This window comes from Halobacteriovorax sp. DA5 (assembly GCF_002903145.1).
Lineage (GTDB): Bacteria > Bdellovibrionota > Bacteriovoracia > Bacteriovoracales > Bacteriovoracaceae > Halobacteriovorax_A.
Genome location: NZ_PPDJ01000007.1, coordinates 56,771 through 82,353, shown reverse-complemented (window position 1 = coordinate 82,353; position 25,583 = coordinate 56,771). Strand labels below are relative to the sequence as shown.

Sequence of the window (25,583 nt, the reverse complement as noted above, 5' to 3'; positions counted from 1 at the left end):
GGCAAATTTTAGGTACTTAGAAATTAGATCGGCAGATAAGTCCGCTAAATGACATTTAATTATCTATCTTTATCAAACCATCTTATACTGACGATAAGCCACTGTATTAACAGGGGAACTTGGTTGCACGTTAGTCGAAAATTAACATTTATTTTAGCAATTTGTTTAGGGGTATTCTTAAACCTAAGTGCTATTGCATCGACGACTAAGCTTGGTTACTCTGGCCGCCTTGTTTTAACAAATGGCACACCGGTTACAGGAACTCCTGATCTTAAATTTGATCTCTATTACTCTGGCTCTCCTGGTAGTAATAGGGGAACTCAGACAATCAACGCTGTTGCTCTTTCAAATGGTATTTATACTGTTGAGTTAGACTTTACAGGTATTGCTGCAGTGATTGATGCTATTCCACCTTCTGAAACTCTCGTTATTCAAGTCACAGACATTACTGATATTGCAAACCCTGTTGTCTATGACTCTCAAAATATTCTAGCGACTCCAATTTCAGTTTACGCCAATCACGCAGCTCTTGCTGAGACAATTGCAAATGATGCTATCACACCTGATAGCGTTGATTTCAAAAGTACGTGTTCAGATGGACAAGTTGTTTCAATTAATAATTTAAATGAATTTGTGTGTGTGGATCAAACTGCTTCTGTAAGTGTTGATTCTACTCTTGTTAATAATGCTGGAGTGATTGGTCTTCCAACTGTTGTGACAGGGGATACATATTATTCAGTTACTGTTGACGACTATGGACGTGTTACTAGTGGTACAACAACACCACCTTCAACAACGGCAAGTGATATTCAAGATAACTTAATTGTGGATGCTGATATCAATACGAACGCAGCGATTTCTTGGTCAAAGATTAACAAGGCCGGGGCAACTCCAGGTGATGTTGGTTTGACTGTTAATAGTGCTGGCCCACTTGGAACGACTGGTGCGGTTGCCACTGAAAATATTATTAAAACTTATGTTGATACAACGGCCACGAATCTCGCTGATGCAAAAGTGATCGATGATATGAGTGGGGTGCAAACAACAATTGCTCCATCTGTAAATGCTGTTAAAACTTATGTGACTTCACAGACTGGAGGGATCACTTCTTCGCAGTGGACAGATTCTGGACTGGATATTTATTTTAACACTGGCTATGTTGGTGTTGGAACAAATACTCCGATGGGTCCACTACATGTTGTGGGTTCTGCCAATGACTTAAATGTCATGCGCTTTGGTGCAACTGATGCTGATATTTCAAGTCTTACAAATCTTTCTAATATGTCGGGTCTTCTCATTGCAAACGAAGGTGTTAATAATGCCTATCACTCACTAAGAATTGTAAGTGATGTGGATGCAACTCAAATTGAAAGTTTAGCAGTAACAAATGCTGGGCGAGTAGGTATAGGTGTTTTAGCGCCAACACAAAAATTAGATGTTGATGGCAATATCAAAGCAACAGGAGTTTGTATTGGGGCCGACTGTCGTACAGCTTGGCCAACTGGAAATGCTGGAACAGTTACATCTGTAACTGGTGGCACAGGACTTACTGGTGGAACGATTACTTCTTCAGGAACTCTTGCTGTTGATGTGGGAACAACAAATGGCAAGATTGCTCAAGTTGGAGCAGGGGATAAGCTAGCGGATTCAATCATTAATTATAATCCTGCTCTTGATGTTGCCTTGACTGGATATTTAACAGGAGCTGCTTCAAGTGTCGTGGCAACAGATACAATCTTACAGGCATTTGCTAAAGTTCAGGGGCAACTTGATGCTCACGCAACTTCGATTGCTGGAAATTCAACTCTAGTTATTAACTCGACGGCAGGTAATGAGACTGGGCAAGCTGCTTCTGTAGATGCCATGAAAAATTATGTCACAACTGAAATTGCTGGTGTTAATCAATCTCAGTGGACAAATTCAGCAAGTGATATCTACTTTGATAGCGGACAAGTTGGTATTGGAACAACTTCGCCAATAAGCCCGCTCACTGTTAATGGTGTAATTACCGCTGGTGGTCTTAACTCTTCAGGGGCCATTACTTATAATTCTTCGGGCAATTATGTTCCCTTTTCTGCTTCTAATTCAACGGGCTATGCCCACGCAAGAATTAATGGACTTGAGGTCGGAGGTATTACCAGTAGCACTAATGAAGGCTATATCAAGCTTGGGGATAACTCCCGCCGAATAAAACTTGATACGAGTGGTATTATTTTGAGCAACGGTATCACTGCTAGTGATGAAGTCATGCGAATAAGTAGTAACGGTAATGTGGGTATTGGGACTACAAACCCATCTGAAATGCTTGAAGTTGTTGGTAGAGTAAAAGGGACAGAACTTTGTATCGGTGGTGATTGTCGAACATCGTGGCCTACTGGAAGTGGCGGAACTGTAACTTCTGTTGTTGGTGGAACAGGTCTAACTGGTGGAACTATTACTTCAACTGGAACTCTTGCGGTTGATGTGGGGACAACAAACGGCAAGATTGCTCAAGTTGGAGCAGGAGATAAGCTTGCTGATTCAATTATTAATTATAATCCTGCCATTGATGTTGCGCTAACTGGATATGTAACAGGTGCGGCTTCAAGTGTTACAGCTACAGATACTATCTTAGAAGCATTTGGAAAAGTTCAAGGTCAATTAAATGCACATTCAACTTCGATTGCAGCAAACTCAAATCTTGTTATCAATTCAATGGCCGGTACAGAAACAGGACAAGCTCCATCGGTTAGTTCGATAAAGACTTATGTTGATGATCGCGCGACTCAGTGGGCGACTAGTGGAAGTGATATTTCATACACTGGTGGTAATGTAGGTATTGGGACGGCAAGTCCTACAAGAAAACTTCATGTTGTTGCTGATGATGCAGTCGACGGAAATGATTTTATCGCTTTATTTCAAGAGCCTGGGATTACTCCTGAAGCTTCTGCAACAGTTGGTATTGCGGCCGATCGAATGGTTATGGTTCAAGGAAGTGGTGGAGCATTTTACGGTGGTCGAGATGTAGCAAATGATATTGAATTTGCAATGGGAACAAGTATCGCAGGAGAAGCCTTCTCAGGGGCCATGACTAATCATAAGTACGGACTAAGAACGAATAATATTACGAGAATGACAATTGATGAAACAGGAAATGTCGGAATTGGTATAACGGCACCAACTGCAAAATTATCAGTTGATGGTGATGCTGAGTTTTCTGGTTTTTATACAAGTGAGCAGGTCACTTACGCTAATTACGATTATACTAATCTTTCTTACTTCTTACTTGCTAAGTCATCTAGTGAAGACAAGGTCTATGGACGCATCTACGGACATCGTGGAAGTGCCACGGCCATCCCTCGTCCTTACTTTGTTGATGTTGTGATTGATACATCATCTGTTTATACAGATGTAGGAGAGATCACAAACGCTTATCGCGTTGATGCAAAAATTGCTCTAGCTGAAATTACTTATAAAGGTGAGACATGGTGGGCACTACGCTACGATGCGGATAGTACATTTCATGCTAATAATATTGGTTTTCAAGGCTTTCGATCACAAGCAGATGCTGATGCCTTTAAGTTTATCAATGAAGACGATGTTGACTTAACAGCCGTTTTAAATGTTAAAGAGTACTCTCGAATTCGTGGAAGTCTTTATTATACAAAAGCAGGTAATCTCGGTCTTGGAACAACGACTCCAAGTGAAAAACTGGAAGTTAGCGGTAATGTAAAAGCAACAGCTTTTATAGGGGATGGTTCAAGTCTAACTGGGGTTAACTCGTCATCATCTTCTAATATTGCAGATAATACAATCTCTGCTGATACTGATGTCAATGGAACAGGAGTGATCAATTTTCAAACTGGTGGCACAACTAAGATGACAGTTGATAACTCAGGTAATGTAGGTATCGGAACAGCTACTCCGAGTGAAAAACTTCATGTCAATGGTAAGAGTATCTTAGGTCCTGCAAACACTGGTGGTACAGCAACTCCTTCTGTACAAGTTGGGGCACCTCGTACAAATAGTGGAACACAGAATCTTATGCACCTAGGTGCATTTGAAGCCGATTCATTCTATAAACTTGAATCAACCTCAACTCCTGTTCACTCTCTACAAATGCGTTATGGAACTAATGATGATACTGTTGATAACCATATTATGACATTTGAAAGAAGTGGGAAAGTAGGGATTGGAACTTCATCACCAATAACTGCCCTTGATGTCGTGGGAACAATTAAGGGAACTAGTGTTCAATCAATTGATCCAATGTTTCTTGTTGCTGCAAGTGAGTGGAGTGATACTGCTTACGATTTTTCCGCTGGTGCAACGGCCACAGGAATCAATATTACATTTGACTTTGACAGTACAGGGGCTGATCCATTTCAATTTGGTTTAGATAGTAATAACTATTACCGTGTTTCACATGAAGGTGATAATGAGCAGGCGGTTAGAAAGACAATTGCAGGTGTTTCTACAGTGCTTGGAAATGTTAGTCACACTTATGTCTCTGGACAGAAGGGCTTAAAAGGGCATGTGAATATTACTAATAATATCATCACTTGGAAAATTACTAAGCCTAATGGCGCTTTCACTAAGGCCAGTGGTGCAGTTGATACAGGAGGCCTTCCACTTGCTAATTTTAAAATTAGAGCAAATTCAAACCTTAGAAATGTGAAAATTTTTACGGGGCAAAAAGAAGATCTCGCGGGTAGTAAGAGTCTTGTTGTGGATCATGCATCAGGAAAGATTGGAATGGGAACGACTGCTCCTTCTGCACGTCTTTCAATTCAGCAAAGTGGAGTCGCTGATAATTATGAAGGTATTCGACTAATCGCTGATAAGAATAGTGATGGGACAAATGATGAATATCTTGATGTTTATATCGATTCTGCCGGAAAGAAGATTATCCAAACTCAATCTTCAGGGGCAGCAGTTCACGACCTTCTTTTAAATCCTGTAATTGGTAATGTTGGGATTGGAAAAACGATACCACGTACAACTCTAGATGTTGGAACTAACGGTAATGTTGCACTTTTTGGAGATGGTAGCTTAAATGATAAATTTATTTCTGTAAGAGATAATAATCAAGGTTTATATATGGGACTTGATGTAAGTCTTAATGGTGGAAATGGTGCAGGACTTATTCAATCAGGTCAAAGTAAAGGACTGGGACTTAAGGCCAATACTGCAACTTTTGGCGATGCTGATCCAGATTTTTATATAAGTGAATCTGCAAATGTTGGAGTCGGAACAGTGACACCAAGTTCAAAATTTGAAGTAAGACGCGTTTCTGATAATGGAAGTTCAATGGCGCTTTTTGAAGATGCTACGGCGGCCAATAATACATCAGATGTTAAAATTTTTGCTTATAGGCCAGGACTTGTTCTACAAGATAGTTCGGTTAATGCAGATGACTTTAGGCTTGGACTAGATGAAGGGAAGCTATATTTCACTTTTGATACAGATGATGATGGTTCAAAAGATGCGACTTCTCAGTTTGATGATATCTATGCAATGACTCTAAGCTCGTCAAGAAAGCTAGGAGTGGGAACGACAAACCCTGCGGCTACGATGCATGCTCATGCAGGAGACAATACTGCTTCATATCCAACTAGTATTGCCCAAGGTAATATTGTTGCGAAATTTTCTAATAGTAATAACGCCGTTGAGATCGGGACTAATGGCGATTTAAACGGAAGAAGGGCGTGGATCCTCGCTAGACATACTACAACGGACACGTATGGCGGCTACTTTTCAACACTTCATCTTCAACCAGATGTTGGTGATAGCACTCACTATCGTGGGGTTGCAATTGGTACGTCTGCAAGTGTTCAATTGGCCGAAGCCGGAGAAAGACTTGTTGTTAACGGAACGGCCGCTAAACCAGGTGGTGGTTCTTGGGCCACATATTCTGATGCACGCTTAAAAGATATTACAGGTGAATTCACTTATGGCCTAGATGCTATTATGGCCATTGATACAATTAAGTATCGTTACAAAGAAGATAACGCTCTTGGTATTCTCAATGAAAGAGAACACTCTGGTTTTATTGCACAAGAGATTCAAAAAGTGATTCCTGAAGCAGTTAGAACGACAACTGATGATTATCTAACAGTTGATAACGATCCAATCTTCTTGGCCCTTATTAATGCGACAAAAGAGCAGCAAAGTCAGATTGAAGAAAATAAGCGTATGCTAAATCTTATGCAAGAAGGGATTTCTCGTCGAGTAGCATCGTTAGAAGAGCAAGTTGAAACTCTAAAAGAAGAGAATGAGATTCTCAAGGCCTACCTCTGTCAGAAAGATCCTGACATGCCTCTTTGCCCGAAAAACTAGTCAAAAATTATTGTTAACATGTTAACGTTAGTATTGAGATTTCAGTAGCTTAGAATCTTATCTGATTGATTTTCAAAAGAAGGTTACAATATACATTATTGATCATCTTGCTAACTTGAATGTTGTACGTTGGCCAGGAGGAAGCATGATCTTGATTAAATTCGGTATTCTCTATTTTGCACTGGCATATTCGTCAATTAGTTTCGCACAGGACTCGCAATTGGATAATTTACTTCGCTGTGGTGAAGTTGCACAAGTTCGCTGTCTTGAAGTTCAGGAGTTTGGACAAGAATTTGTCGGCCCCATACAAGAGGAAACAGTGATAGAGGTAAAGTCGAATGAAGTAGCAGGACCTAGTATTAGAGAGCTTATTTGTTGTGAAGATGATGACAAGCTTAGAAAATCAATTATTGGACATATTTTTAATCAAATGAAACCAGATGAGATGATCGTAGCATTATTGGCCCATAAAACCGTTGAGGAATTACGAGGCCCTTCAAGTGTTGATATGGTCTATAATGATGATCGTTTTGTTGGCCCCAAATTACCGAGTCAGAAATAACTATTTAGATATAAATTAATTCAGTTACTTAGGGCCCTTTTCTTAGGGCCTTTGTCATTTCTATGTCAATTAACCAATCTTTAATTGCTTTATTTTTAGGAGAGGCGTAATATTTTAATATACCCTATAGGGGTATATGGTTTTAGTTATTCTTAGAGAGGAGAGATGAAGTGAAAACAGTTAAATTTGTTGTCAGTGGAATTAAGTGTGGGGGATGTGTAGGTAAGGTTGAAAAGCAACTAAAGGAGCTTACAGGAGTGACAAATATAAATGTTGATATCGAAAACCAGGAAGTTCTTGTTAGTGGAGAGCAAGGTTTTTCAAATATGCAAATCAAGTCAATGCTAGGGGAAATCGGATTTCCTGTAACAAGCATGAAAAAACTTGAGGCTTAGGAGACTGAGTGGAAACACAAAATAGTGTAAACTTAAAAATTTCAGGTATGAGCTGTGCAAGTTGTGCAGCTTCTATTGAAAGTGAAGTTTCAAAAATTGATGGAGTTAAACTTTCAAGTGTAAATTATGCAATTGAAAGTGGTCACTTTGAATTTGAGAATAAGAATGTCTTAGATGATATTGAAAATAAAATTGTTGAACTTGGTTATACAATTCAATCCGAAGAAGAGATGCTAAGTGAGTCAGCTCCTGTAAAATCAATTGAAAAGGATAATTTCCATAAGTTTGTGATTGGGATGACTCTTGCTATTGCGGTCTTTATGTTTGAGATGGGACCACTTAAAGGATGGCCAAGTAAAAAAGCTAATTGGTATATTCAGCTAGTTTTAACGACACCAATTTGGGCATGGATTGGTTTAAAATTCCAACGCTCACTTCTACAATTTCTAAAAAGTGGTCGCTCCAATATGAATACCCTTATTGGATTAGGGACAACAGCGGCTTTTCTTTATAGTGTGTTTATCACAGTATTTACAAATTTAAGTGTTGAACTAGGCTTAACAACTAGAGTCTATTTTGAAGCCGTTGGATTCATTACTTCATTTGTTTTCTTAGGACAGTACTTTGAAGAAAGAGCGAAGAAGAAAACGAAAGAGGCCCTTAATGATCTCTTTAAATTGTCAGCAAAAAAAGCGACGATCTTAAAAGGTGACTCATTTGTGGAAGTTGCTATCAGTGAAGTTCAGGCTGGGGATACTTTAAGAGTTCGTCCTGGTGAGAAATTTGCAGTTGATGGGAAGATCATTAAAGGTAGTAGTGCTATTGATGAATCGATGATTTCTGGAGAACCTCTACCTGTCACTAAAGGAGAGGGGGAGCAAGTCTTTGCTGGAACAATCAATGGTGATCATGTCATTGATTATAAAGCCACAAAAGTTGGTAGTGATACTTTCCTTTCTCAGATTATCAAGTTCGTTGAAGAGGCCCAGTCTTCTAAACCAAATATTCAAAAATATGCAGATAAAATTAGTGGAGTCTTCACTCCAGTGGTTATTGTTATAGCTGTTGTGACTTTTCTTGCTTGGTACTTCTATGGAGGAGAGCCAAGATGGGGGAATTCAATTTCTAATTTTATTGCAGTTCTTGTTATTGCCTGTCCTTGTGCTCTTGGACTCGCAACACCTACTGCTGTTGTTGTTTCAACTGGTCGAGCCTCTTTAAAAGGTCTCCTTATTGGTGGAGGAGAAGTGATTGAGAAGGCCGTTGAAATTGATACAGTGATCTTTGATAAAACAGGGACAATTACATTTGGACGCCCAAGTGTTATTGATTCACTTTATAAAGAAGGAGAGGATGAAAAACAAATTCTTGCTCACCTTGCTTCTATTGAGCAATTTTCAGAGCACCCTCTTGCAAAGGCCGTTTTAAATTTTGCAAAAGAAAAAGGTGTTAACTTAAATGAACCAGATGGTTTTGAAGTTATAAAAGGTAAGGGAATTATCGCTGATATCGACGATATCGAATACCAAATTGGAAACGAGTCGCTCTTAGATGATTTAAGAATCAAACGCGATGTTGATTTGGAATCGGATAAGATCGGAAGTTTCATCTTTGTTGCTCGAAATAAAGAACATGTTGCTACACTGATTGTAGGTGATGAGATTAAGCCTAGTGCGAAAGAGGCCATCGATCATTTCAAATCTCTTGGAATTGAGACTTGGATGATTACTGGTGATAACGAAATCGTTGCAAAAAGTGTTAGTGAAGAAGTGGGTGTTGATCACTTTATCGCTAGAGCACTGCCTCTTGGAAAAGCTTCTCAAATTGAGCGTCTACAAAAAGAAGGACGTAAGGTTGCTATGATTGGTGATGGAATTAACGATGCGCCAGCTCTCGCAAAGGCAAATCTTTCAATGGCAATGGGAACTGGAACTGATGTTGCTATTAGTGCATCAGATGTGACGATTGTTAAAGGTGATATAGCCAAGGCAGTTGAATTCATTGAACTTGCTAAAGGGACAATGAAGATCATCAAGCAAAATCTCTTCTTATCAATGATTTATAATACATTACTAATTCCAATTGCCGCTGGTGTGCTTGTTATCTTCGGTGGGCCGACAATGCCTCCAGTACTTGCAAGTGTTGCCATGGGACTAAGTAGTATTTCAGTTGTTTCAAATAGTTTAAGAATAAGGAAATTAATATGAGTAAGCACCCAGATCACAAATCAACATTAACAAGAGTTAATCGTATTGAAGGTCAAGTTCGTGGAATTAAGAATATGATTGAAGATGGTAAGTATTGTGTTGATATTCTTACTCAGATTAAATCCATAAGAAGTGCTCTAAAGGGGCTTGAACATGTGATTCTAGAATCACATTTGAATAGTTGTGTTATGAAGGCCATCAAATCAGGTTCTGAAAAGGATTCTGAAGAAAAAATCAGTGAGATCATGGAACTTCTAAAAAAATCAGCAAAGTCATAGGTTTTATTATGTTTAAGTCTGCTTTAATCATTTGTATTTCTACTAGCACCATGGCCTTCAGCTTTAAGCAAGCCGTTGGAGAATTAGCTAATCACAATAGTGTTGAGGCCATTAAGGGAAGTGCTAAATCTCTTGTTGAGTCTTCAAAACAAAAAAGTTCTTGGGGAGACCCAATGTTTAAGGTTGCTGCCAAGAACTTTCCGGTGGAGACTCTCGATTACAACCAAACTCCAATGACTGGCCTAGAGCTAGGTATTTCTCAGAAGATTGCTCTTTCCAACAAGTACGGCAAAGCATCTGAAAGTATGAATGCTCAAGCAAGGGCCATGAATTTTTCTGCACTTGATTATGAGCAAGCACTTGTTAAGGCCCTATGGGGAAATGTTATTGGGAATCGTAAAATTGAAAGCGAGCTATTCATTTTAAAAGAAAACATAGCATGGATTAATAATATTCTGAAAGTAAGTAAGAAGCTCTATTCAAATGGACGCATTACTCAGCAAGCTCTACTTGATATTCAAATTAGAAAGTCAGAAATTGAAAGTGAACTAAGTAATAAGACTTTCGAATTAAAACAGAATAAGGCACAGCTCAAATACTTACTTGGAGATCGTGCTACTAGCTTTGATTACAAAAGTGTTCCTTGGAGTTTATTAGATAAGTCTATGAAAGAGGATATAAAAGATAATCGTCTTAAGGCCCTCGAAGAAGGAAAGATCGCAGGAGAGTTTGCTGTTGAACAAGCTAATCTTGCTTATATTCCAGATATTACAGTCTCTTTAGGTTATACATTTCGTTCAGATGAAATAGATAAGAATGGTGACTTCGTTGGAGCACAAATAACATTTCCTATTCCGGTTTCAGATGACAAAAGTGGTGGAAAAGGTGCAGCTGTTGCAAATCGTTATGCCGCAATCAAGAAATTGGAAGATTACAAGCTTAAGAAGAATCGTGATTTAAATATTATTAAAGATGATATTGAGAAATTAAAAGCGGAGTTACAAATTATTACTAAGAAGTCTGTAAACTTCGCTAAAAACTCGCGATCAATCACTTCAAAATCTTACGGTCGTGGCAATAGCTCATATGTAGAGCTTTTGCAGAGTGAATTGCGACTGCAAACAATTTTATTAAAAAAAGTCATGCTAGAAGCACAATTAGCAACTTCTAAAGTTGATTATAAATACACTCTTGGAGAGTCTCTCTATGAATAAATTACTTAAAATTATTACTTTCACAACACTTTTAGGATTTGTTGCTTGTTCGGCGAAAGAGGAAACTAGTACACATAGTGAATCTAAGGTTAAAACTTATTATACATGCTCAATGCACCCACAGATTAAGGAAGATAAGCCTGGAAAGTGTCCAATCTGTCATATGAACTTAACTAAAGTTGAAGTTGAAGATGATCATGACCATTCTGCCATGACACAAAATGAACCACAAAAGGATCTTTGGCGTTGTAAGGACTTTCCAGATGTAACAAGTGAGAAAGAAGATGTCTGTCCAATGGATGGGTCTCCAATGGTTAAAGTTAATACACAAAAAGAGAATGCTTCTAAAGTTGTTGCTAGTGTGAAACTTAGAAAGTCTCAACTAAAACATTTTAATCCATCTTACTTTCCTGTAACGACAATGAAGATGACTAAGAAAATTAGACTTCTAGGTCAAGTACTCCAATCAGAAGAAAAGGAAAGTAATATACCGGCAAGAATCGATGGCCGTGTTGAGAAAGTATATGTGAAATCAACAGGAAGTTTTGTTAAAACAGGTGATCCAGTTGTTGATATTTACAGTCCAAAATTAATTTCAGCAGGAGAAGAATACATTCTAGCTCGAAAGACATACTTAAAGAATAAAGGACGTGAGTTCCGTGATCTTTATTTACAAAGTCAGGAAAGACTTGAGCTGTGGGGGATAAAAAAAGAACAATATGAAGCATGGGCAAAGTCTGGTGCTGTTCCGAATAAGATCACAATCTATTCGCCTGCTACAGGAATTGTACAAAAAAGAAGTGCTACAGTTGGTACATATTTTAAAGAAGGACAAAACTTCTTTGAACTTTCAAACCTAAGTGATGTTTGGGTCGAACTCGATGTCTATGAGCAGGATTCTGCCCTAGTACAATTAGGTCAAACTGTTGAATTAGAATTTATTGCAATCCCTGGAAAGACGACAAAGGGTGAGGTGGATTTTATTAGCCCTGTTCTTGATCAACAGTCTCGAACATTAAAGGTTCGCGCTACGATTCAAAATGAGGAAGGGAAACTAAAGCCTGGAATGGTTGCAAATGCTCAAATTACTTTTGAATTAGAGGGAATGCCTCTCGTAATTCCACGATCTGCTGTTATTGATACTGGAAAGAGAAAAGTTGCATGGGTAAAGGTTAGTGATAAAGAGTTTAAGTCAGTCGTTATTAAAACGGGGCATGAGTCAGAAGGCTATGTTGAGGTTAAAGAGGGACTTAAAGATGGGGATCAAGTTGTTATCGAAGGAAACTTTCTTCTTGATGCTCAAGCACAACTTTTTGGTGGATATGAGGATATGAGTACATCTGATCCTCATCAAGGGCATACTAATGATTAAGAATATTATTGAATTATCCATTCGAAATCGTGTCACTGTAGTACTAATCTTTATCTTAGTTGCACTACTTTCTGTCTTTAGCTTATCGACAGCACGAATTGATGCAATTCCAGATATTGGAGAAAATCAGCAAATTGTTTTCACAAATTGGGCAGGAAGATCACCTAAGGATATTGAAGAACAAATTACTTATCCTTTAAGTGTTCTTCTTCAGGGAATTCCTGGAGTTAAAAATATTCGCGGAACTTCTGCATTCGGTTTCTCTACGATTTATGTCATTTTTAATGATGATGTTGATTTTTACTGGTCGAGATCTCGTGTTTTAGAAAAGCTTACAAGTGCAAAGAATGAACTACCTGAAGGCGTAAATCCTGCAATGGGACCGGATGCAACAGGTCTTGGCCAAGTTTATATGTATACACTCGAGAACGCTTCAGATAATGAAAAGCCGTTGTCATTAGAAGAGTTGAGAACATTACAAGACTTCTACGTTCGTTATCTTCTTCAAAGTGTGGAGGGAGTAAGTGAAGTCGCAAGTATTGGTGGATTTGTTAAAGAGTATCAAATCGATGTTGATCCTAATAAACTTATTGCCTATGACATTCATCTGACATCTATTATTCAAGCTATTCAAGATAGTAATATTGATGTTGGAGCAGAAGTTATTGAAGATGGTGATCGTGAATTTATTGTTCGTGGTAAAGGATTCTTCAAGTCACTTACAGATATTGAAAATGTTGTCGTTGCTGTAAAGAATAAGTCTCCTATTCGAATTAAAGACATGGCAAGTGTTGGTACAGGTCCTGCTTTTCGTCGTGGAGCACTTGATAAAGACGGAACAGAAGCTGTTGGTGGTATCGTTACAATGCGATTTGGAGAAAATCCAAAAGAAGTCATTGATAATGTAAAAGAGAAAATTGAAATTGTTAAGGCCGGACTTCCAAAAGGCGTTATTTTTAGTCCTTTCTACGACCGAACAGAGGTAATTGAAAGAACAATTGGAACAGTTTATTCTGCCTTAGCGCAAGAGATTGTGATAACTGTTATTGTTATTTTACTATTCTTACTTCACTTTAAATCTTCAATCTTAGTATCGCTAACTCTACCATTTGGTGTTGGTATAAGTTTCATTCTCATGAAATTTATTGGTATTGACTCTAATGTTATGAGTTTATCTGGGCTTGTTATTGCTATTGGTTCAATGGTGGATATGGGTATTATCATGACTGAAAATATCTATTCAAGCCTTGCAAGTGAAGATCGAGATCTTTCTAAGTCTGAGCGTGTTGAAATTGTAGTTAAGGCAGCCCGTGAGGTTGGTCCAGCTATTTTAACAGCTGTTGCCACAACAATTGTAACTTTCTTACCTGTATTTGGATTAGAAGGAAGTGAAGGGAAACTCTTTGGTCCACTTGCTTGGGCAAAGACACTGGCAATGTTTGGCTCTGTTGTGGTTGCTATTATTCTTGTTCCGGCCCTAAGTGTTTTCTTCTTAAAAGGAAAGCTTAAGCCGATAGAGAAAAACCCTGTCAGCTTAAAAATTATTAATACTTATCAGCCTGTGCTTAGTTGGCTTCTGGATAATCGAAAGTTCTTTGCAATTTTCCCAACTCTAATTTTCATCCTCGGAGGGATTGCATATTCTCAACTTGGTAAAGAGTTTATGCCTTCACTTAATGAGGGGGAAATTCTTTATATGCCTGTAACTACTGCTGATGTTGGGATGACAAAGGCACGAGAGCTTTTGGCCTATACAGACAAGGAGCTAGTTAAGCATCCTCTTGTTGCGAGTGCGATAGGAAAACTAGGGCGTGCTGAAACGGCACTCGATCCTGCTCCGGTTGCAATGTTTGAAACAGTTGTAAAACTTATCCCTCAAGATCAGTGGCCAAGTGGAACTTCGATTTACGATATTATGGCTGAGCTTGATCAACAGCTACAAGTTCCTGGCCTTGTAAACGCGTGGCTATTTCCAATTGAGAATAGAATCGCCATGATTTCTACAGGAATTAAAACGCAAATTGGTGTGAAAATCTTTGGGGATAACCTCGAAAAGCTAGAAAAGATTGGACAAGAAATTGGCCATGTTCTTGAGGGCATCAAAGGTGCAAGTGGGGTCTATGCACAACAGATCACAGGTAAACCTTATATTGAATTTGATATTGATCGTGTGGCCGCAAGTCGCTATGGGATTAATACTGGAACGATAAATAAAATTCTTCAAACTGCAGTCGGCGGTATGACGATCGGGCAATTTTATGATGGCAGACAAAGATTTCCAATTCGCGTACGTTATAAGAAAGAGCTAAGAGATCGTATTGACGAGTTAAAGAAGGTACTTGTACCTAGTCCACTTGGTCAGCATATTCCATTAGAACAGCTTGCTAAGATTGAAGTTGTAACGGGACCAGCGATGATCCAGTCCGAAGATGGGATGCTGCGCTCACTCGTACTTTTAAATGTTCAAGATCGTGATCTAATTGGTTTTGTGGAAGAAGCTAAGAAGGCGGTAGAAGAAAAAGTAGAACTCCCTAAAGGATATTCTTTAGTTTGGGCCGGGCAATATGAAAATCAGGTACGATCTAATAATCGACTGATGCTTCTTGTTCCTCTAGCGCTTGTTATAAATTTAATCATTATTTATTTTGGGATTAAAAATCTACGTAATGCTGCAATTGTTTTTAGTGCCGTTCCAATCGCATTTGCAGGTGGTCTAATTCTGCTTTGGATTGGAGGCTTTAATACGTCTGTTGCCGTTTGGGTTGGTTTTATTGCCTTATTTGGTATTGCTGTCGATGATGGTGTCGTTATGATGACCTATCTGCAAGAAGAGTTTAAAACAATTAAACCAAGAAATTGGAGTGAGCTTAAGGAAGTAATCGTCAATGCAGGTTCTAGACGTATTAGACCTCTTGTTATGACAACGACAACGACTGTCGTGGCCTTAGTTCCTATTATGTGGTCGACAAGTACAGGAAGCGAAGTTATGAAGCCGATGGCCATTCCTACGCTTGGAGGGATGCTTGTTGAGTTAATTACATTATTTGTTGTTCCTATTACATATTCATATTTTGAACAAAAGAACCTTAAAGGAGAAACACATGAATAAATTTATTATTGTAAGTATGATTGCTTTTCATTTATTTGCTGCTGGCCGTATTGAGATGGCACCAAACACAAAAAAAGAAGTTGTTAAAGTTCTCGAATTAAATGAAACACTTCATGCAAGCTTCTTTGAATACGATGGGGCAAAAGTTGAGGAAGCTGCAAAGAAGCTTTCAACAGCAATTGATAAGATTAGTGATGAGAAAATTAAGAAGCTTCTAACTTTTTCAAAAACAAAGCTTTCTGAAATTCAAGCTTCAAAAACAACTGCTGAAAACAATCAAAGTTACCACTTAGTTTCAATGGCACTAATTCATATCATTAATACATATGATGTAGGTGAGAAGTATAATGCTTACTCATGTCCTATGGTTAAGAAGAAGTGGGTACAAAATTCTTCTAAACAGGATAAAGTTCACAATCCATATGCATCAAATATGCCACACTGTGGACAAAAAGATACTAAGTTCTAATTACTTCAAATAATCTGTGATGGCCGCTCCAAAGATGCTTGGGAATGCAATAATTACTGTGCGTTTAAAAGCTAGAATTGGATCGGTCATTACGGGAAATTTATCAATCAAAAATAGAATGAATACAACACTGGAAGTTGTGATTAAGTAAATCGCAAAAATTCTCTTAATAAACTCTGCGACATTTCCCTTAAGCTTAAATCGGTAGAAGTTAAAGTAGACAAAGCAAGTAACAATAACAATTGAAGATGCTAGTAGATAATAGATATTATCAAACTTCAAACTTACACTAAGATTCCATACTTCTTCAGTAAAACACAATGGTGAGGCCACTAGAAACGCCCCTACAAAAATTTGTGAGACATCACGTAGTCTTAATTCAACCATTAGTGGATTGATAACATGACCAATTGGCTTACCGGTATCATCTAAGAATGTAACAACTTCTTTGAGGTAGCCATTGATTCGTTTGATTTCAGTATGTGTATTCTTTAAACCTTTAAAAACATCCATACTAAAATTATAGAGAGATTTTGGAATTTAAGCAAAAAAAAAAGCCCGGATAACCGGGCCTAAGTATACTTTAAATTTATTAAAGAATATTGATGTCTGCAGAGATTGCAAAGTTTGTTTTGTCTGCATCAAGATCATCAGCAAGGAACTGGATATTTGGGTAAACGTAAATATCTCTAGTTACAGAAATACCAACACCAACTGACTGATATTCATATGCTCTAAGAAGTTTAGAATCTTCACCTCTAGACTTTTGGTAGTTAAAGTATCCAAATACTGTTCTAAATGAGAATGTATCGTTGAATACGTACTCTAGTTGTGGGTAGAAACCAACAGCTAGTTCTGTCATTGCTTCTTTAGATACTGCAACTTCAGGCTCTGAACCGTAGAAGTATGCACTTAAAGAAACTGAAGCTCCTACAGTTAGGTTTGTTCCTTCAAATCTTTTCATCATGTTGTGAGACGCGCTTACAACTTGCTTAAGATCTACAGCTTTATAAGATTCTGCTGTACCAAAAGTGATGTCTGCTGAAGTTGAAGTTTGGAAATCACCAATCTTGTAAATTCTTGAATAACCGATATATGGGTTATCAACGTTACCTTCTGAGTGTCCCCATGGGTTTAGTACAGAGAAACCTGCACCAACAGTCATACTGTCATTTTTATTGAAACGGTATCTACCTGCGAAACTACCACCAAAAGATGTTTTTGTTTCTGTTTCTGGGTCACCATAGATATCTGGTCTTTCTTCACCAAAGATGTCATCAAGTGTACCACCATTGTAACCTAGTGAAAGACTTAAGCTGTAGTCAGATTTTGAACCAGACTGAGCTCTTAGTCTAGCGTTTGTAATTTCACTGTCGATGTCTCCATCTTTTTTACTTTTTGCTTCTTCTTGAGCATGAGTTTGAACTGTCATTGCAGCTGCTAGAATTAGCATAAGTAACTTTGAACTTTTAACAATTGTTCTCATAATCACTCCATGTGTATGTTTTTATAGACTAATATTGTCTAAAGACTGATGTAAAAGATCAATGAAATTCTTAATAAAATCTTAATATACAACAAGAAAGATTTTTGCGTACGGCACCAATATAGCTTAATTCAATAAATAATAGGCAAATAACGATTAAGGGGCTTAATTAAACTTATCCCATCTTCACTTTATAGACGAGATGACTTCTCCGTAGAATTATCTATCAGGAGAAGTTATGACTAAAATTTTTGATTGGGCACGAAGTGGTGATGTAGGTGAGTTAAGTATTTACTTACTCACAAATGAAGAATGTAACTTAGAGGTCAAAAATGAAAAAGGTTATACGCCACTCTTAGAGGCTACCCAACGTGGTCACTTTGACTTTTGTCATACACTACTTAGCGCTGGAGCAAATCCAATCGCTAAAGACGGCCTTGGCAATACTGCATTGATGCTAGCTTGCTTAAAAGGTGATTTAAAAATCGTAAAATTACTTATTCAATATGGAGCAAAGCTTTGCGAAATAAATGATTCTGGAATGAGTGCACATGATTGGGCAATGGCATTTAATCGAAAAAAAATAGTCTCATTTATTAGTGAAACACACCATTTTCAAAATGATCGAATCAAGAGCTATTATGGCCTCGTCAAAAATGGACTTAAGTCCATTGCATGGTTTAATAGGTAATGTCTATGGCGCCATAAAGACTCAGTATTTTATTTTAATCCTATTTCTTGCGAAGATTAATTAACGGATAATTAATCATCAAAGGAGATGGATATGAAAGTTCATACATTATTTACGACACTAATTATTGGTGCAAGTATGGTGAGCCTTTCGGCAACAGCTGAATCCCTTTGTGAACATAAATACGATTCACAAGAGGTGAGCTCTCATCGTAACCTAGAGAATGAAGTTGTTCATTCTTCTAATTCATTTAAATCAAAGTTTAAAAAGTCTGGCGAAACTCGCATCCTTAGTAAGATCGAAGGGCGTGATCCAATTCGCTAAATCTAACAAAAAGGCCCTGTTGATGTCTCCAAATAGGGCCACTTTTACCAAATTTCAAGTATTTACTTCAAAAAAGTGTCTTTATTAGCAATCATTTGTTTAAATGTGTAGATTATTGTTTGACATCTCAAACTCGTTCAGATATTTATTCTTCATAAACTTAAAGGAGAATAAACATGATGAAAAAATCACTTATAGCTTTATTATCACTACTATCAGTTTCAGCTATCGCAAACACTGACCTTGTTCTTGAAGGTGAGAGATGGCTTGCACAGCATAAAGGTTATGTATGTGCAGCATTTACTGACTACACAAATGCACCGGCTTCTCACAACAACATGAATGTTAAATTTGAAAAGCTTTCAACTGATTACACACTAGATAATATTCTAATCAAGGCAACTTTTGAGAATGTAGATGGTGTTGAGTGTTCATACTCTTCAATCCTATTTGCAGACAACGCAGCTTCTACAATTGACCTAGTCGATTCAAGAGCTTTCTCTAAGGTTGATGCTTCAGCAGATTGTTCAGAAGGTAAGGCAGTTCTTGATGCTCAGCTTGCAAACAATGATTACCTATACTGGGGACACCCTCACCACGCAACAATTATGGTTCCTGCAACTGGTGCAGCTGAAGTTTGCGGCGAAGGTGCAACACATATTGGTATCGATTTTATGGTTTATAAAAGACTATAAAAAATCCTTGATATTAAGCAGGGCCTTTCTTTCGTAAGAAAGTATAAGGTTCCTGCTTTTTACTTAATTTTATGAGTTCATTAGTAAGAAAATTTTTAAAAATTCATCGTATTCTAGGCTTAGTCCTAGCGATTAACTTTCTCTTGTTAGGCTTAACAGGAGTTGTTCTCGTTTGGCGTCACGAATTATCTCCTGTTCATTCGGTAGAACAGCAGAGCGCTTTTGTTTCAGATCAATCCTCTCTTTCAAAAATTGAAAATTACATACATGAAAATGAAATTTACAAAGATAAAAAAGTACTTTCAATTTTTAAAGGTGATGATGGTGATATTCAAGCACGAATAACAGAGCCAGGTGTTGAAAAGTTTAAAGGTGCAACAAGATTAAAATTTGATCTTGCTGGTAATGTGCTGACATCAAATCAAGTCAAGCCTACGGTCTTTATTGATTTCGTCTTAAAGCTACATCGTGAGTTACTCTTAGGTGGAAAAGGTAAAATTTTAATAGGGCTTATGGGAGTGTTCTTTCTCGTTGCTCTTCTAAGTGGTGCTTTTATTGCAAATAAGTTCTACCGTAACGTAAGAACAATGAACTCTCGAATTATGCTTGGGCGTCTTCATAAAATAATCGGCGTTAAAACACTTGCATGGCTTTTTATTGTTACTTTTACTGGAGCGATCTTAGCATTCAATAGTACATTAATTGGTCTCTTTTTAAGAGGAAATGTAAAGGCCCAGCAAGAGAATGCAATTGTCATCGAAAATGCAAAGTATGTATCGGTCACAACAATTTTAAAAGAACTAGAATCAAAACTTGCTCATTTAGAATATGACTTTATTTCTTTTCCTGATAATGAATTCTCAGTACCAAATCAATTTGTTGTATTGATGGAAAATGAAAGTCATCATCACGAGATCGCTTATATTGATGGAATAACAGGAAAGTTAAACCGCACAGTAACGTTACCATGGTACTTAGAACTTCTCATTCTTTCAGAACCTCTGCACTTTGGCGATTATGGTGGAGTCATTCTTAAGATTATTTGGAGTCTTTTCGGTCTTATTTCTTCTTTTATACCAATTAGTGGAATCTATATTTTCTTATTTAGAAAAAAATACTTAGTAGCAAGGAGTGAGCAGTATAATGGTAATTTAATAAGTGATGTAAATATTTCGTTTACTGAGATTCTACTTCCTAGCTTATTTGTTTTTGTCATTTTCTTTGTTACTTCTGATTTTAAATGGATTTTAAGTGCACTGTTTTTAGTCTACTTAGTTTTCTCTTGGCGTGATTTGATAGTTTTTATTTCTTCTCTAAGAAAAAAGAAGAGAATTCAGAAGGAGAGTATCTCTTGAGTTCTCAACTTCAAATAAGTGACAATTTTACTAAGGCCATCTCATGCCTTTGTTTTGTTTTTGGTGCGGCCCAAACTATACTTCTTGGTCTTATACCGAAAATTGCTATGGTAACGAATCTTGATATTACATCAATCATAATTATCTATGGGTTTTCGATCTTCTTCTTTCTTTTTATGACAAAGGAGTGGGCCGCACTTTTTTCTAAACTTAAGGCCAAGACTATCTATCGAATTGCTCAGTTTGGATTGCTCATGTCGAATCTGGCCCTTTTAGCAACATTTACTTCTGGTAATGTTAGGCTGTCTCTCATTTTCTTTGTTATATCTCGAATTATTTATGCATTGAGTGCAAGCTCTATTATTCCTTTTTCTCAAATTGTTAAGATTGGCCGATACAAAGATACTCATAGTGGTATTCTTGAAACAACTATTTTTCTAAATACTGGAAGGCTTGTTGGATTGGTACTAGGTGGACTTCTCGCATTTAATCTCAATTTGAGCTTAGTAGTTTTGATCATTATGCTTCTTTTAACAATTCCGTTTGATTTTAAGAGCGGAATCAACGAAATTCAAACTATCGCTGGAAAGAAAGATACTGATACTAAGCAATTGATAATGCCACTTCTTTTTATTCCATTGATTTATACATTTATGACTTCATTTTTTCACACTAGTATCACGAGTGTGGTTGGAGACATATTAATTGGTCAAATTAAGCAATCCGCTACTATCTATTGGCTGCTGACTCTTGCATCTCTTGTCATAATTCTTACACAGTTAATTTTAAAGAAGTTAAAACTTATTAACTCTAAAATATTCTCTACTTTGGCAATTGTTTCTCTTTTATTTAGTTTCTACTCATTCTCTAGAGTAAATAGCTTAGAAACACTTTACGGATTCATCATTCTATTCTCATTTGGAGCTGCAATTATTCCAATTTTATATATGGGACATATTTATAACTTGAACCCTAGCTCTCCAAAGCAGATTGTTGCCAGTGAGATCAGTTTTTATCAAACCCTAGGCAACGCTCTTGGAGCGATAATGTCAGGTGTAATTATTAAGTACAATTTTACAAATTATATTCTTTTTCTATTTGTGGCCTTAGTAGTAGGGGCGATCTCAATAAGTTTCAAATACAGTACTTCAGATACGAGCGAAGAACTAAGCGGAGCGACTAATGGTTAATATAAATTATAGGCAGCTTGCTGATAAATATAGTATTCGTGCATTAGTTAACTCAATGATAAGAGATTATTCAGAAGATAATCTTGTTAAAGTTGATGTTGAAAATAGTGATGTATTGATTGGTGATCTTGTTTTTGAACTTGAGTCATATTCTCCTCTCGGTGGGCATCGTTATACTGGTGATATTTACTTCAATAAAACAAAGCTTACTTTTGATGAGATGCTTGTTCACTTAGTGCCTAATTTTTCTAATGTTGATTCTACTTTTATCGAAAATATAATTAACTCTCGCGATAATATCGAGTTGATTCTTAAATATAATCCACAAGTGAATATTGATAGCTACCTTACTAGTGAACAAAAGATGCTTCTTGGACATCCATTTCACCCTTATCCTAAATGTAAAAAGGGAATGAGTGAAGAGGATCTCAAACTTTATTCACCTGAATTCTCTAATGGATTTAAGTTGATCTGGATAAAGTGTAGAGAAGAATCAATCCATACTAATGCAGAGCTATTTGCAGTTTCTACAGCTATGAATAAGCTTGCTCAATTTGATTTAGAAGATATCGATGACCCTTTCGTCTATATTCCAATGCATCCTTGGCAGTGGCGTCGTTTAAAAGAGAAAGAATTAGTTAATGGCATAGTGGAAGTTGCAAGTGGTGTTAATGATTGGTATGCACTTTCTTCCCTTAGATCTCTATATTCATATGGAGCACCTTTCTTAGTTAAGTATTCAATGGATGTAAAGCTAACAAACTCGATAAGGCATCTTCAACCAGAAGAAGCTATTCGTGGAATGCAGATGGAAACTGTATTCAAAAATGAAGGGGTCGCAAACTTTAGTGATAAATTTCATATTCTTTATGAACCATTCTATGTTGCTCTTAAGGGACAAGATGGTAATGCTATTATTGAATCGACAATTCAGTTACGTGAAAATTTTGAGACAGATAATTGTTTTCTACTAGGTAGCCTTGCTGAAGAGAATCCTTATACAGGAAAGTCACATCTTTTAAGCTTAGTAGAGGGAAATGCAAAGAAGGCTTGCGGGAATATCTTTTTAGCAAGAAAGTACTGGTTTGAAGCCTTTCTTGAAAATGTCATAGGGGAGTTTATTACTCTTTCTGAAGAGCACGGAATTCTTCTAGGTGCTCATATGCAAAATATCATCCTAAAAATGAAAGATGGGTTACCTGTTGGGACAATATACCGTGATTGTCAGGGGACTGGATTTACAACAAAGAGTGTGGAAAAATTTGGTTCTAAGTATGAATTTATTAGTGGCACAAAGGGAAATATTCTTTCACCTGATGATGTTAACAAAGTATATACATACTACTTAATTATCAACTCAGTATTTAATACCATTATCTCGCTTGCAAATGGTGATGCTAAGGCCGAGCTATTTCATTTAGGACAATTTAGAAATTTTATTTTTAAAGCGCATCATAAATCAACATTTCTAAATTATTTAATTAACAGTGACTTTCTCTATCAAAAAGGTAATTTCAGATGTTGTGTAAGCAATATTAACGAAAATACAATTGAAAATCCTTGGGATATTTATAATAAAATACCTAATCCTATTAGTACTCTTCTAAGAAAACCTCGTGTCTATGAAGGCGAGCTTTATCGTGCAAAATCTAAGCATAATCACGAGATAACTCTTCGTGCATTTGATTTGAATGAAGATCTTGAAAAGTTTCATGAATGGCATAATAAGAAGTATGTTTATGAATTTTGGGAAATGAATAAGTCGATAGAGGAACTAAGAGCTTATGTACAGGGCCTGAAAGATTCTCCATACCAACTTCCAATGATTGTGGATATCGATGGAGAACAAGCTGGATACTTCGAAGTTTATTGGAGCTTTGATGATAGGATTGCTCCTTATTGTGATGCTTCACTATATGATAGAGGAATCCACATTTTAATTGGAGAAGAGAAGTTCTTAGGTACTCGTGCCGTTTTTGATTCAATTTTTCATTTAACTAAATTCTTATTTGAAGATGATGAAAGAACTCAAAAGGTGTGGGGGGAGCCTCGTGTTGATAATAAGAAGGTCTTAACTTTAGCAAGGCTTCTTCCGGGATGGGAACATAGAGGAGTTTTTGATTTTCCACATAAAACATCAAATCTCTTAGAAGCTGATCGTACAAGGTTTTTGCGCGAGGTTCAATCATGATCAATACTCAGCTATTCTATGAATTACATAAAAACCTAATCATTAAGGCCATTGAAGAACTTCAGTTTGAAGAACTATTTAATGTTGAGTTTATTGATGATCGTTTTAATTTTAGGATAAATGATAGCATCTATTATAGCTTTCATGGCCGTATTGGTGCATGGGGAAACCTTCAAATTGATAAAAGTACTTTTCACAAAGTAAGTGGTGAAAAGGTTATCATGGAATTTACTCTGGCAGATTTCTTCTACGAGACTCAATACCTTACAAAGATGAGTGATGAAACATTGGCACAATTTATCGAAGAAGGTAATCAGACTATTTATGGAGATATCCTTCATTATCACTCTCTAGAGAATCTTTCTCTTAATGAGATTGCACAGTTTAATTTTAATAAAATTGATCAAATTCTTTCAGGGCACCCAAAAATTATTATGAATAAGGGACGCCTCGGATGGGGAAGTGATGAACTCTTAAAGTATGCACCAGAAACACGAAACAGCTACAAGCTACATTGGTGTGCAATAAAAAAAGAGTATCTTGAATTAGGCCTTGATCAAGAACAATTAAAACTAAATGATCTCTATAAAGACTCCCTGTCGAATAGCGAAGTTGAATTTGCTAAAGGGCTAGTTCATGAAACTGGCGCAAATAGTGATGATTTTGTTTTCATTCCTGTACATCCTTGGCAGTGGAGTAAATATATAAGTGTTCAATTTGCACACTTAATTTATCAAAATGCCCTTATACCACTTGGAATCATGGGAAGAGAATATACTCCACAGGTTTCTATTAGAACCTTATCTTCTAATTCTCGTGAGAGTAAATTTGACTTAAAAGTCGCAATTTCAATTTTAAATACATCTAGTGTAAGAGGAATTCCTCAAAAATATGTCTCAAAAGGACATCTTTTATCACAGAAGGTTGAGAGCATCATTAAGTCAGATAGCTTTCTTGTTGATAAGGTCGATATATTAAAAGAAGTTGCAGCAATGAGCTGTCCGCTACCTGAGTTTAACCGTATCGACGGTGGCTCATATCGCTATAAGGAATTACTTGGGTGTGTATGGCGAGAAAGTGTAGAGAATAAGATTGCTGATGATGAGCTCGCAATTCCTACAGCGGCACTATTATTCACTAAAGATGACCAATCTCTTGTTAGTGAATATATTAAATTATCGGGCCTAGGTACTAAAGAATGGTTAAAAGAATACTTTGAAGTTGTTGTCATTCCTCTTTATCACTTACAAGTAGAACATGGATTGGGCCTTGTTGCTCACGGACAAAATACGATACTGACTCTTAAAGGTGCAAGACCTAATAAACTTATTATCAAAGACTTTCATGGTGACTTTAGAATGGCATCTGATTCAAAGCATAGCGAAGCTGATTTTGGTGTTGAGCTTGATAAGTTACCACCAGAGTATTTGATTCACGATCTTATCACAGGACACTTTATCACAGTCTTACGCTACTTCTCGAGAGTTGTTGAAGAATGTCTAGGTTTTAAAGAAAAGGACTTTTATCACTTACTTGGTGAAGTTGTAGCAAACTATCAAGTCGATTGTTCTCCTGTTGGTAAGGTTAATTTATTAAGAAATGAATTTGAAAAGGTATTGGTTAATACTGTTCGCTTTGTAGCTGGTTACAGCGAAACAGGGGAAAGGCTTAAACCAATGCTTGGAAGTAATATTAAAAATCCTCTTGTTAAAAATAGTTAGGGTTGA

18 protein-coding genes are annotated in these 25,583 nt (G+C 36.9%); 16 read left to right on the top strand and 2 right to left on the bottom strand.

Annotated elements, in window-relative coordinates; translation table 11 throughout:
* Positions 1–123 precede the first annotated feature (123 nt).
* The 9 genes from C0Z22_RS09640 (at position 124) to C0Z22_RS09600 (ending at position 15,924) form a co-directional block, all read left to right on the top strand.
* Positions 124–6,318, top strand: a complete 6,195-nt coding sequence (locus C0Z22_RS09640; RefSeq protein WP_158246880.1) for a tail fiber domain-containing protein — start codon at positions 124–126, stop codon at positions 6,316–6,318.
* Positions 6,319–6,463: 145 nt separating this feature from the next.
* Positions 6,464–6,880, top strand: coding sequence for a hypothetical protein (locus tag C0Z22_RS09635; RefSeq protein ID WP_103218157.1), 417 nt, complete (start codon positions 6,464–6,466; stop codon positions 6,878–6,880).
* 170 nt (positions 6,881–7,050) lie between these two features.
* Positions 7,051–7,275, top strand: a complete 225-nt coding sequence (locus C0Z22_RS09630; protein ID WP_103218156.1) for a heavy-metal-associated domain-containing protein — start codon at positions 7,051–7,053, stop codon at positions 7,273–7,275.
* Positions 7,276–7,283: 8 nt separating this feature from the next.
* Positions 7,284–9,482 carry a cation-translocating P-type ATPase gene (locus tag C0Z22_RS09625; RefSeq protein ID WP_103218155.1) on the top strand — a complete coding sequence of 733 codons (2,199 nt, stop codon included), beginning with the start codon at positions 7,284–7,286 and terminating at the stop codon, positions 9,480–9,482.
* The gene (locus C0Z22_RS09620) at positions 9,479–9,760 is read left to right on the top strand and encodes a metal-sensitive transcriptional regulator (protein WP_103218154.1); all 282 of its coding nucleotides are present in this window, start codon (positions 9,479–9,481) and stop codon (positions 9,758–9,760) included. The genes C0Z22_RS09625 and C0Z22_RS09620 overlap by 4 nt, the downstream gene beginning before the upstream one ends.
* Positions 9,761–9,768: 8 nt before the next feature.
* Entirely contained in the window at positions 9,769–10,974 is a 1,206-nt protein-coding gene (locus C0Z22_RS09615; RefSeq protein ID WP_103218153.1) for a TolC family protein, read from the top strand.
* A complete protein-coding gene (locus C0Z22_RS09610) occupies positions 10,967–12,346 on the top strand; it encodes an efflux RND transporter periplasmic adaptor subunit (protein ID WP_103218152.1) in 1,380 nt (459 codons plus the stop codon). The genes C0Z22_RS09615 and C0Z22_RS09610 overlap by 8 nt, the downstream gene beginning before the upstream one ends.
* Entirely contained in the window at positions 12,339–15,455 is a 3,117-nt protein-coding gene (locus C0Z22_RS09605) for an efflux RND transporter permease subunit (RefSeq protein WP_103218151.1), read from the top strand. Before C0Z22_RS09610 ends, C0Z22_RS09605 begins: the two co-directional genes overlap by 8 nt.
* A complete protein-coding gene (locus C0Z22_RS09600; RefSeq protein ID WP_103218150.1) occupies positions 15,448–15,924 on the top strand; it encodes a DUF3347 domain-containing protein in 477 nt (158 codons plus the stop codon). The genes C0Z22_RS09605 and C0Z22_RS09600 overlap by 8 nt, the downstream gene beginning before the upstream one ends.
* Here the strand turns inward: C0Z22_RS09600 and C0Z22_RS09595 are convergent, their stop codons facing one another.
* Positions 15,925–16,437 carry a DUF2391 family protein gene (locus tag C0Z22_RS09595; protein ID WP_103218149.1) on the bottom strand — a complete coding sequence of 171 codons (513 nt, stop codon included), beginning with the start codon at positions 16,435–16,437 and terminating at the stop codon, positions 15,925–15,927.
* A 79-nt stretch (positions 16,438–16,516) separates the two neighbouring features.
* Positions 16,517–17,410, bottom strand: a complete 894-nt coding sequence (locus C0Z22_RS09590; RefSeq protein WP_103218148.1) for a hypothetical protein — start codon at positions 17,408–17,410, stop codon at positions 16,517–16,519.
* Between the two features lie 238 nt (positions 17,411–17,648).
* Here C0Z22_RS09590 and C0Z22_RS09585 point away from each other — a divergent pair, with 238 nt between their 5' ends.
* From C0Z22_RS09585 to C0Z22_RS09555, 7 genes are all read left to right on the top strand, one after another.
* Positions 17,649–18,101: an ankyrin repeat domain-containing protein gene (locus tag C0Z22_RS09585; RefSeq protein WP_103218147.1), complete on the top strand. Its 453-nt coding sequence runs from the start codon at positions 17,649–17,651 to the stop codon at positions 18,099–18,101.
* A gap of 93 nt (positions 18,102–18,194) precedes the next feature.
* The gene (locus C0Z22_RS09580; RefSeq protein ID WP_103218146.1) at positions 18,195–18,425 is read left to right on the top strand and encodes a hypothetical protein; all 231 of its coding nucleotides are present in this window, start codon (positions 18,195–18,197) and stop codon (positions 18,423–18,425) included.
* A 176-nt stretch (positions 18,426–18,601) separates the two neighbouring features.
* Entirely contained in the window at positions 18,602–19,120 is a 519-nt protein-coding gene (locus tag C0Z22_RS09575) for a hypothetical protein (protein ID WP_103218145.1), read from the top strand.
* Positions 19,121–19,191: 71 nt separating this feature from the next.
* On the top strand, positions 19,192–20,475 hold the full coding sequence (locus C0Z22_RS09570; RefSeq protein ID WP_103218144.1) for a PepSY domain-containing protein: 1,284 nt from the start codon (positions 19,192–19,194) through the stop codon (positions 20,473–20,475).
* Positions 20,472–21,665 (top strand): hypothetical protein, encoded by a 1,194-nt coding sequence (locus C0Z22_RS09565; protein WP_103218143.1) that lies wholly within the window; start codon positions 20,472–20,474, stop codon positions 21,663–21,665. Before C0Z22_RS09570 ends, C0Z22_RS09565 begins: the two co-directional genes overlap by 4 nt.
* Positions 21,658–23,856, top strand: a complete 2,199-nt coding sequence (locus C0Z22_RS09560; protein WP_103218142.1) for a GNAT family N-acetyltransferase — start codon at positions 21,658–21,660, stop codon at positions 23,854–23,856. The genes C0Z22_RS09565 and C0Z22_RS09560 overlap by 8 nt, the downstream gene beginning before the upstream one ends.
* On the top strand, positions 23,853–25,577 hold the full coding sequence (locus C0Z22_RS09555; RefSeq protein ID WP_103218141.1) for an IucA/IucC family siderophore biosynthesis protein: 1,725 nt from the start codon (positions 23,853–23,855) through the stop codon (positions 25,575–25,577). The genes C0Z22_RS09560 and C0Z22_RS09555 overlap by 4 nt, the downstream gene beginning before the upstream one ends.
* Positions 25,578–25,583: the final 6 nt, after the last annotated feature.

Coding starts and splice junctions, on each gene's coding strand:
- C0Z22_RS09575 (WP_103218145.1), top strand. CDS start 18,602: ATGATGAAAAAATCACTTATAGCTTTATTATCACTACTATCAGTTTCA.
- C0Z22_RS09570 (WP_103218144.1), top strand. CDS start 19,192: ATGAGTTCATTAGTAAGAAAATTTTTAAAAATTCATCGTATTCTAGGC.
- C0Z22_RS09605 (WP_103218151.1), top strand. CDS start 12,339: ATGATTAAGAATATTATTGAATTATCCATTCGAAATCGTGTCACTGTA.
- C0Z22_RS09635 (WP_103218157.1), top strand. CDS start 6,464: ATGATCTTGATTAAATTCGGTATTCTCTATTTTGCACTGGCATATTCG.
- C0Z22_RS09620 (WP_103218154.1), top strand. CDS start 9,479: ATGAGTAAGCACCCAGATCACAAATCAACATTAACAAGAGTTAATCGT.
- C0Z22_RS09590 (WP_103218148.1), bottom strand. CDS start 17,410: ATGAGAACAATTGTTAAAAGTTCAAAGTTACTTATGCTAATTCTAGCA.
- C0Z22_RS09595 (WP_103218149.1), bottom strand. CDS start 16,437: ATGGATGTTTTTAAAGGTTTAAAGAATACACATACTGAAATCAAACGA.
- C0Z22_RS09560 (WP_103218142.1), top strand. CDS start 21,658: ATGGTTAATATAAATTATAGGCAGCTTGCTGATAAATATAGTATTCGT.
- C0Z22_RS09610 (WP_103218152.1), top strand. CDS start 10,967: ATGAATAAATTACTTAAAATTATTACTTTCACAACACTTTTAGGATTT.
- C0Z22_RS09585 (WP_103218147.1), top strand. CDS start 17,649: ATGACTAAAATTTTTGATTGGGCACGAAGTGGTGATGTAGGTGAGTTA.
- C0Z22_RS09600 (WP_103218150.1), top strand. CDS start 15,448: ATGAATAAATTTATTATTGTAAGTATGATTGCTTTTCATTTATTTGCT.
- C0Z22_RS09580 (WP_103218146.1), top strand. CDS start 18,195: ATGAAAGTTCATACATTATTTACGACACTAATTATTGGTGCAAGTATG.
- C0Z22_RS09615 (WP_103218153.1), top strand. CDS start 9,769: ATGTTTAAGTCTGCTTTAATCATTTGTATTTCTACTAGCACCATGGCC.
- C0Z22_RS09555 (WP_103218141.1), top strand. CDS start 23,853: ATGATCAATACTCAGCTATTCTATGAATTACATAAAAACCTAATCATT.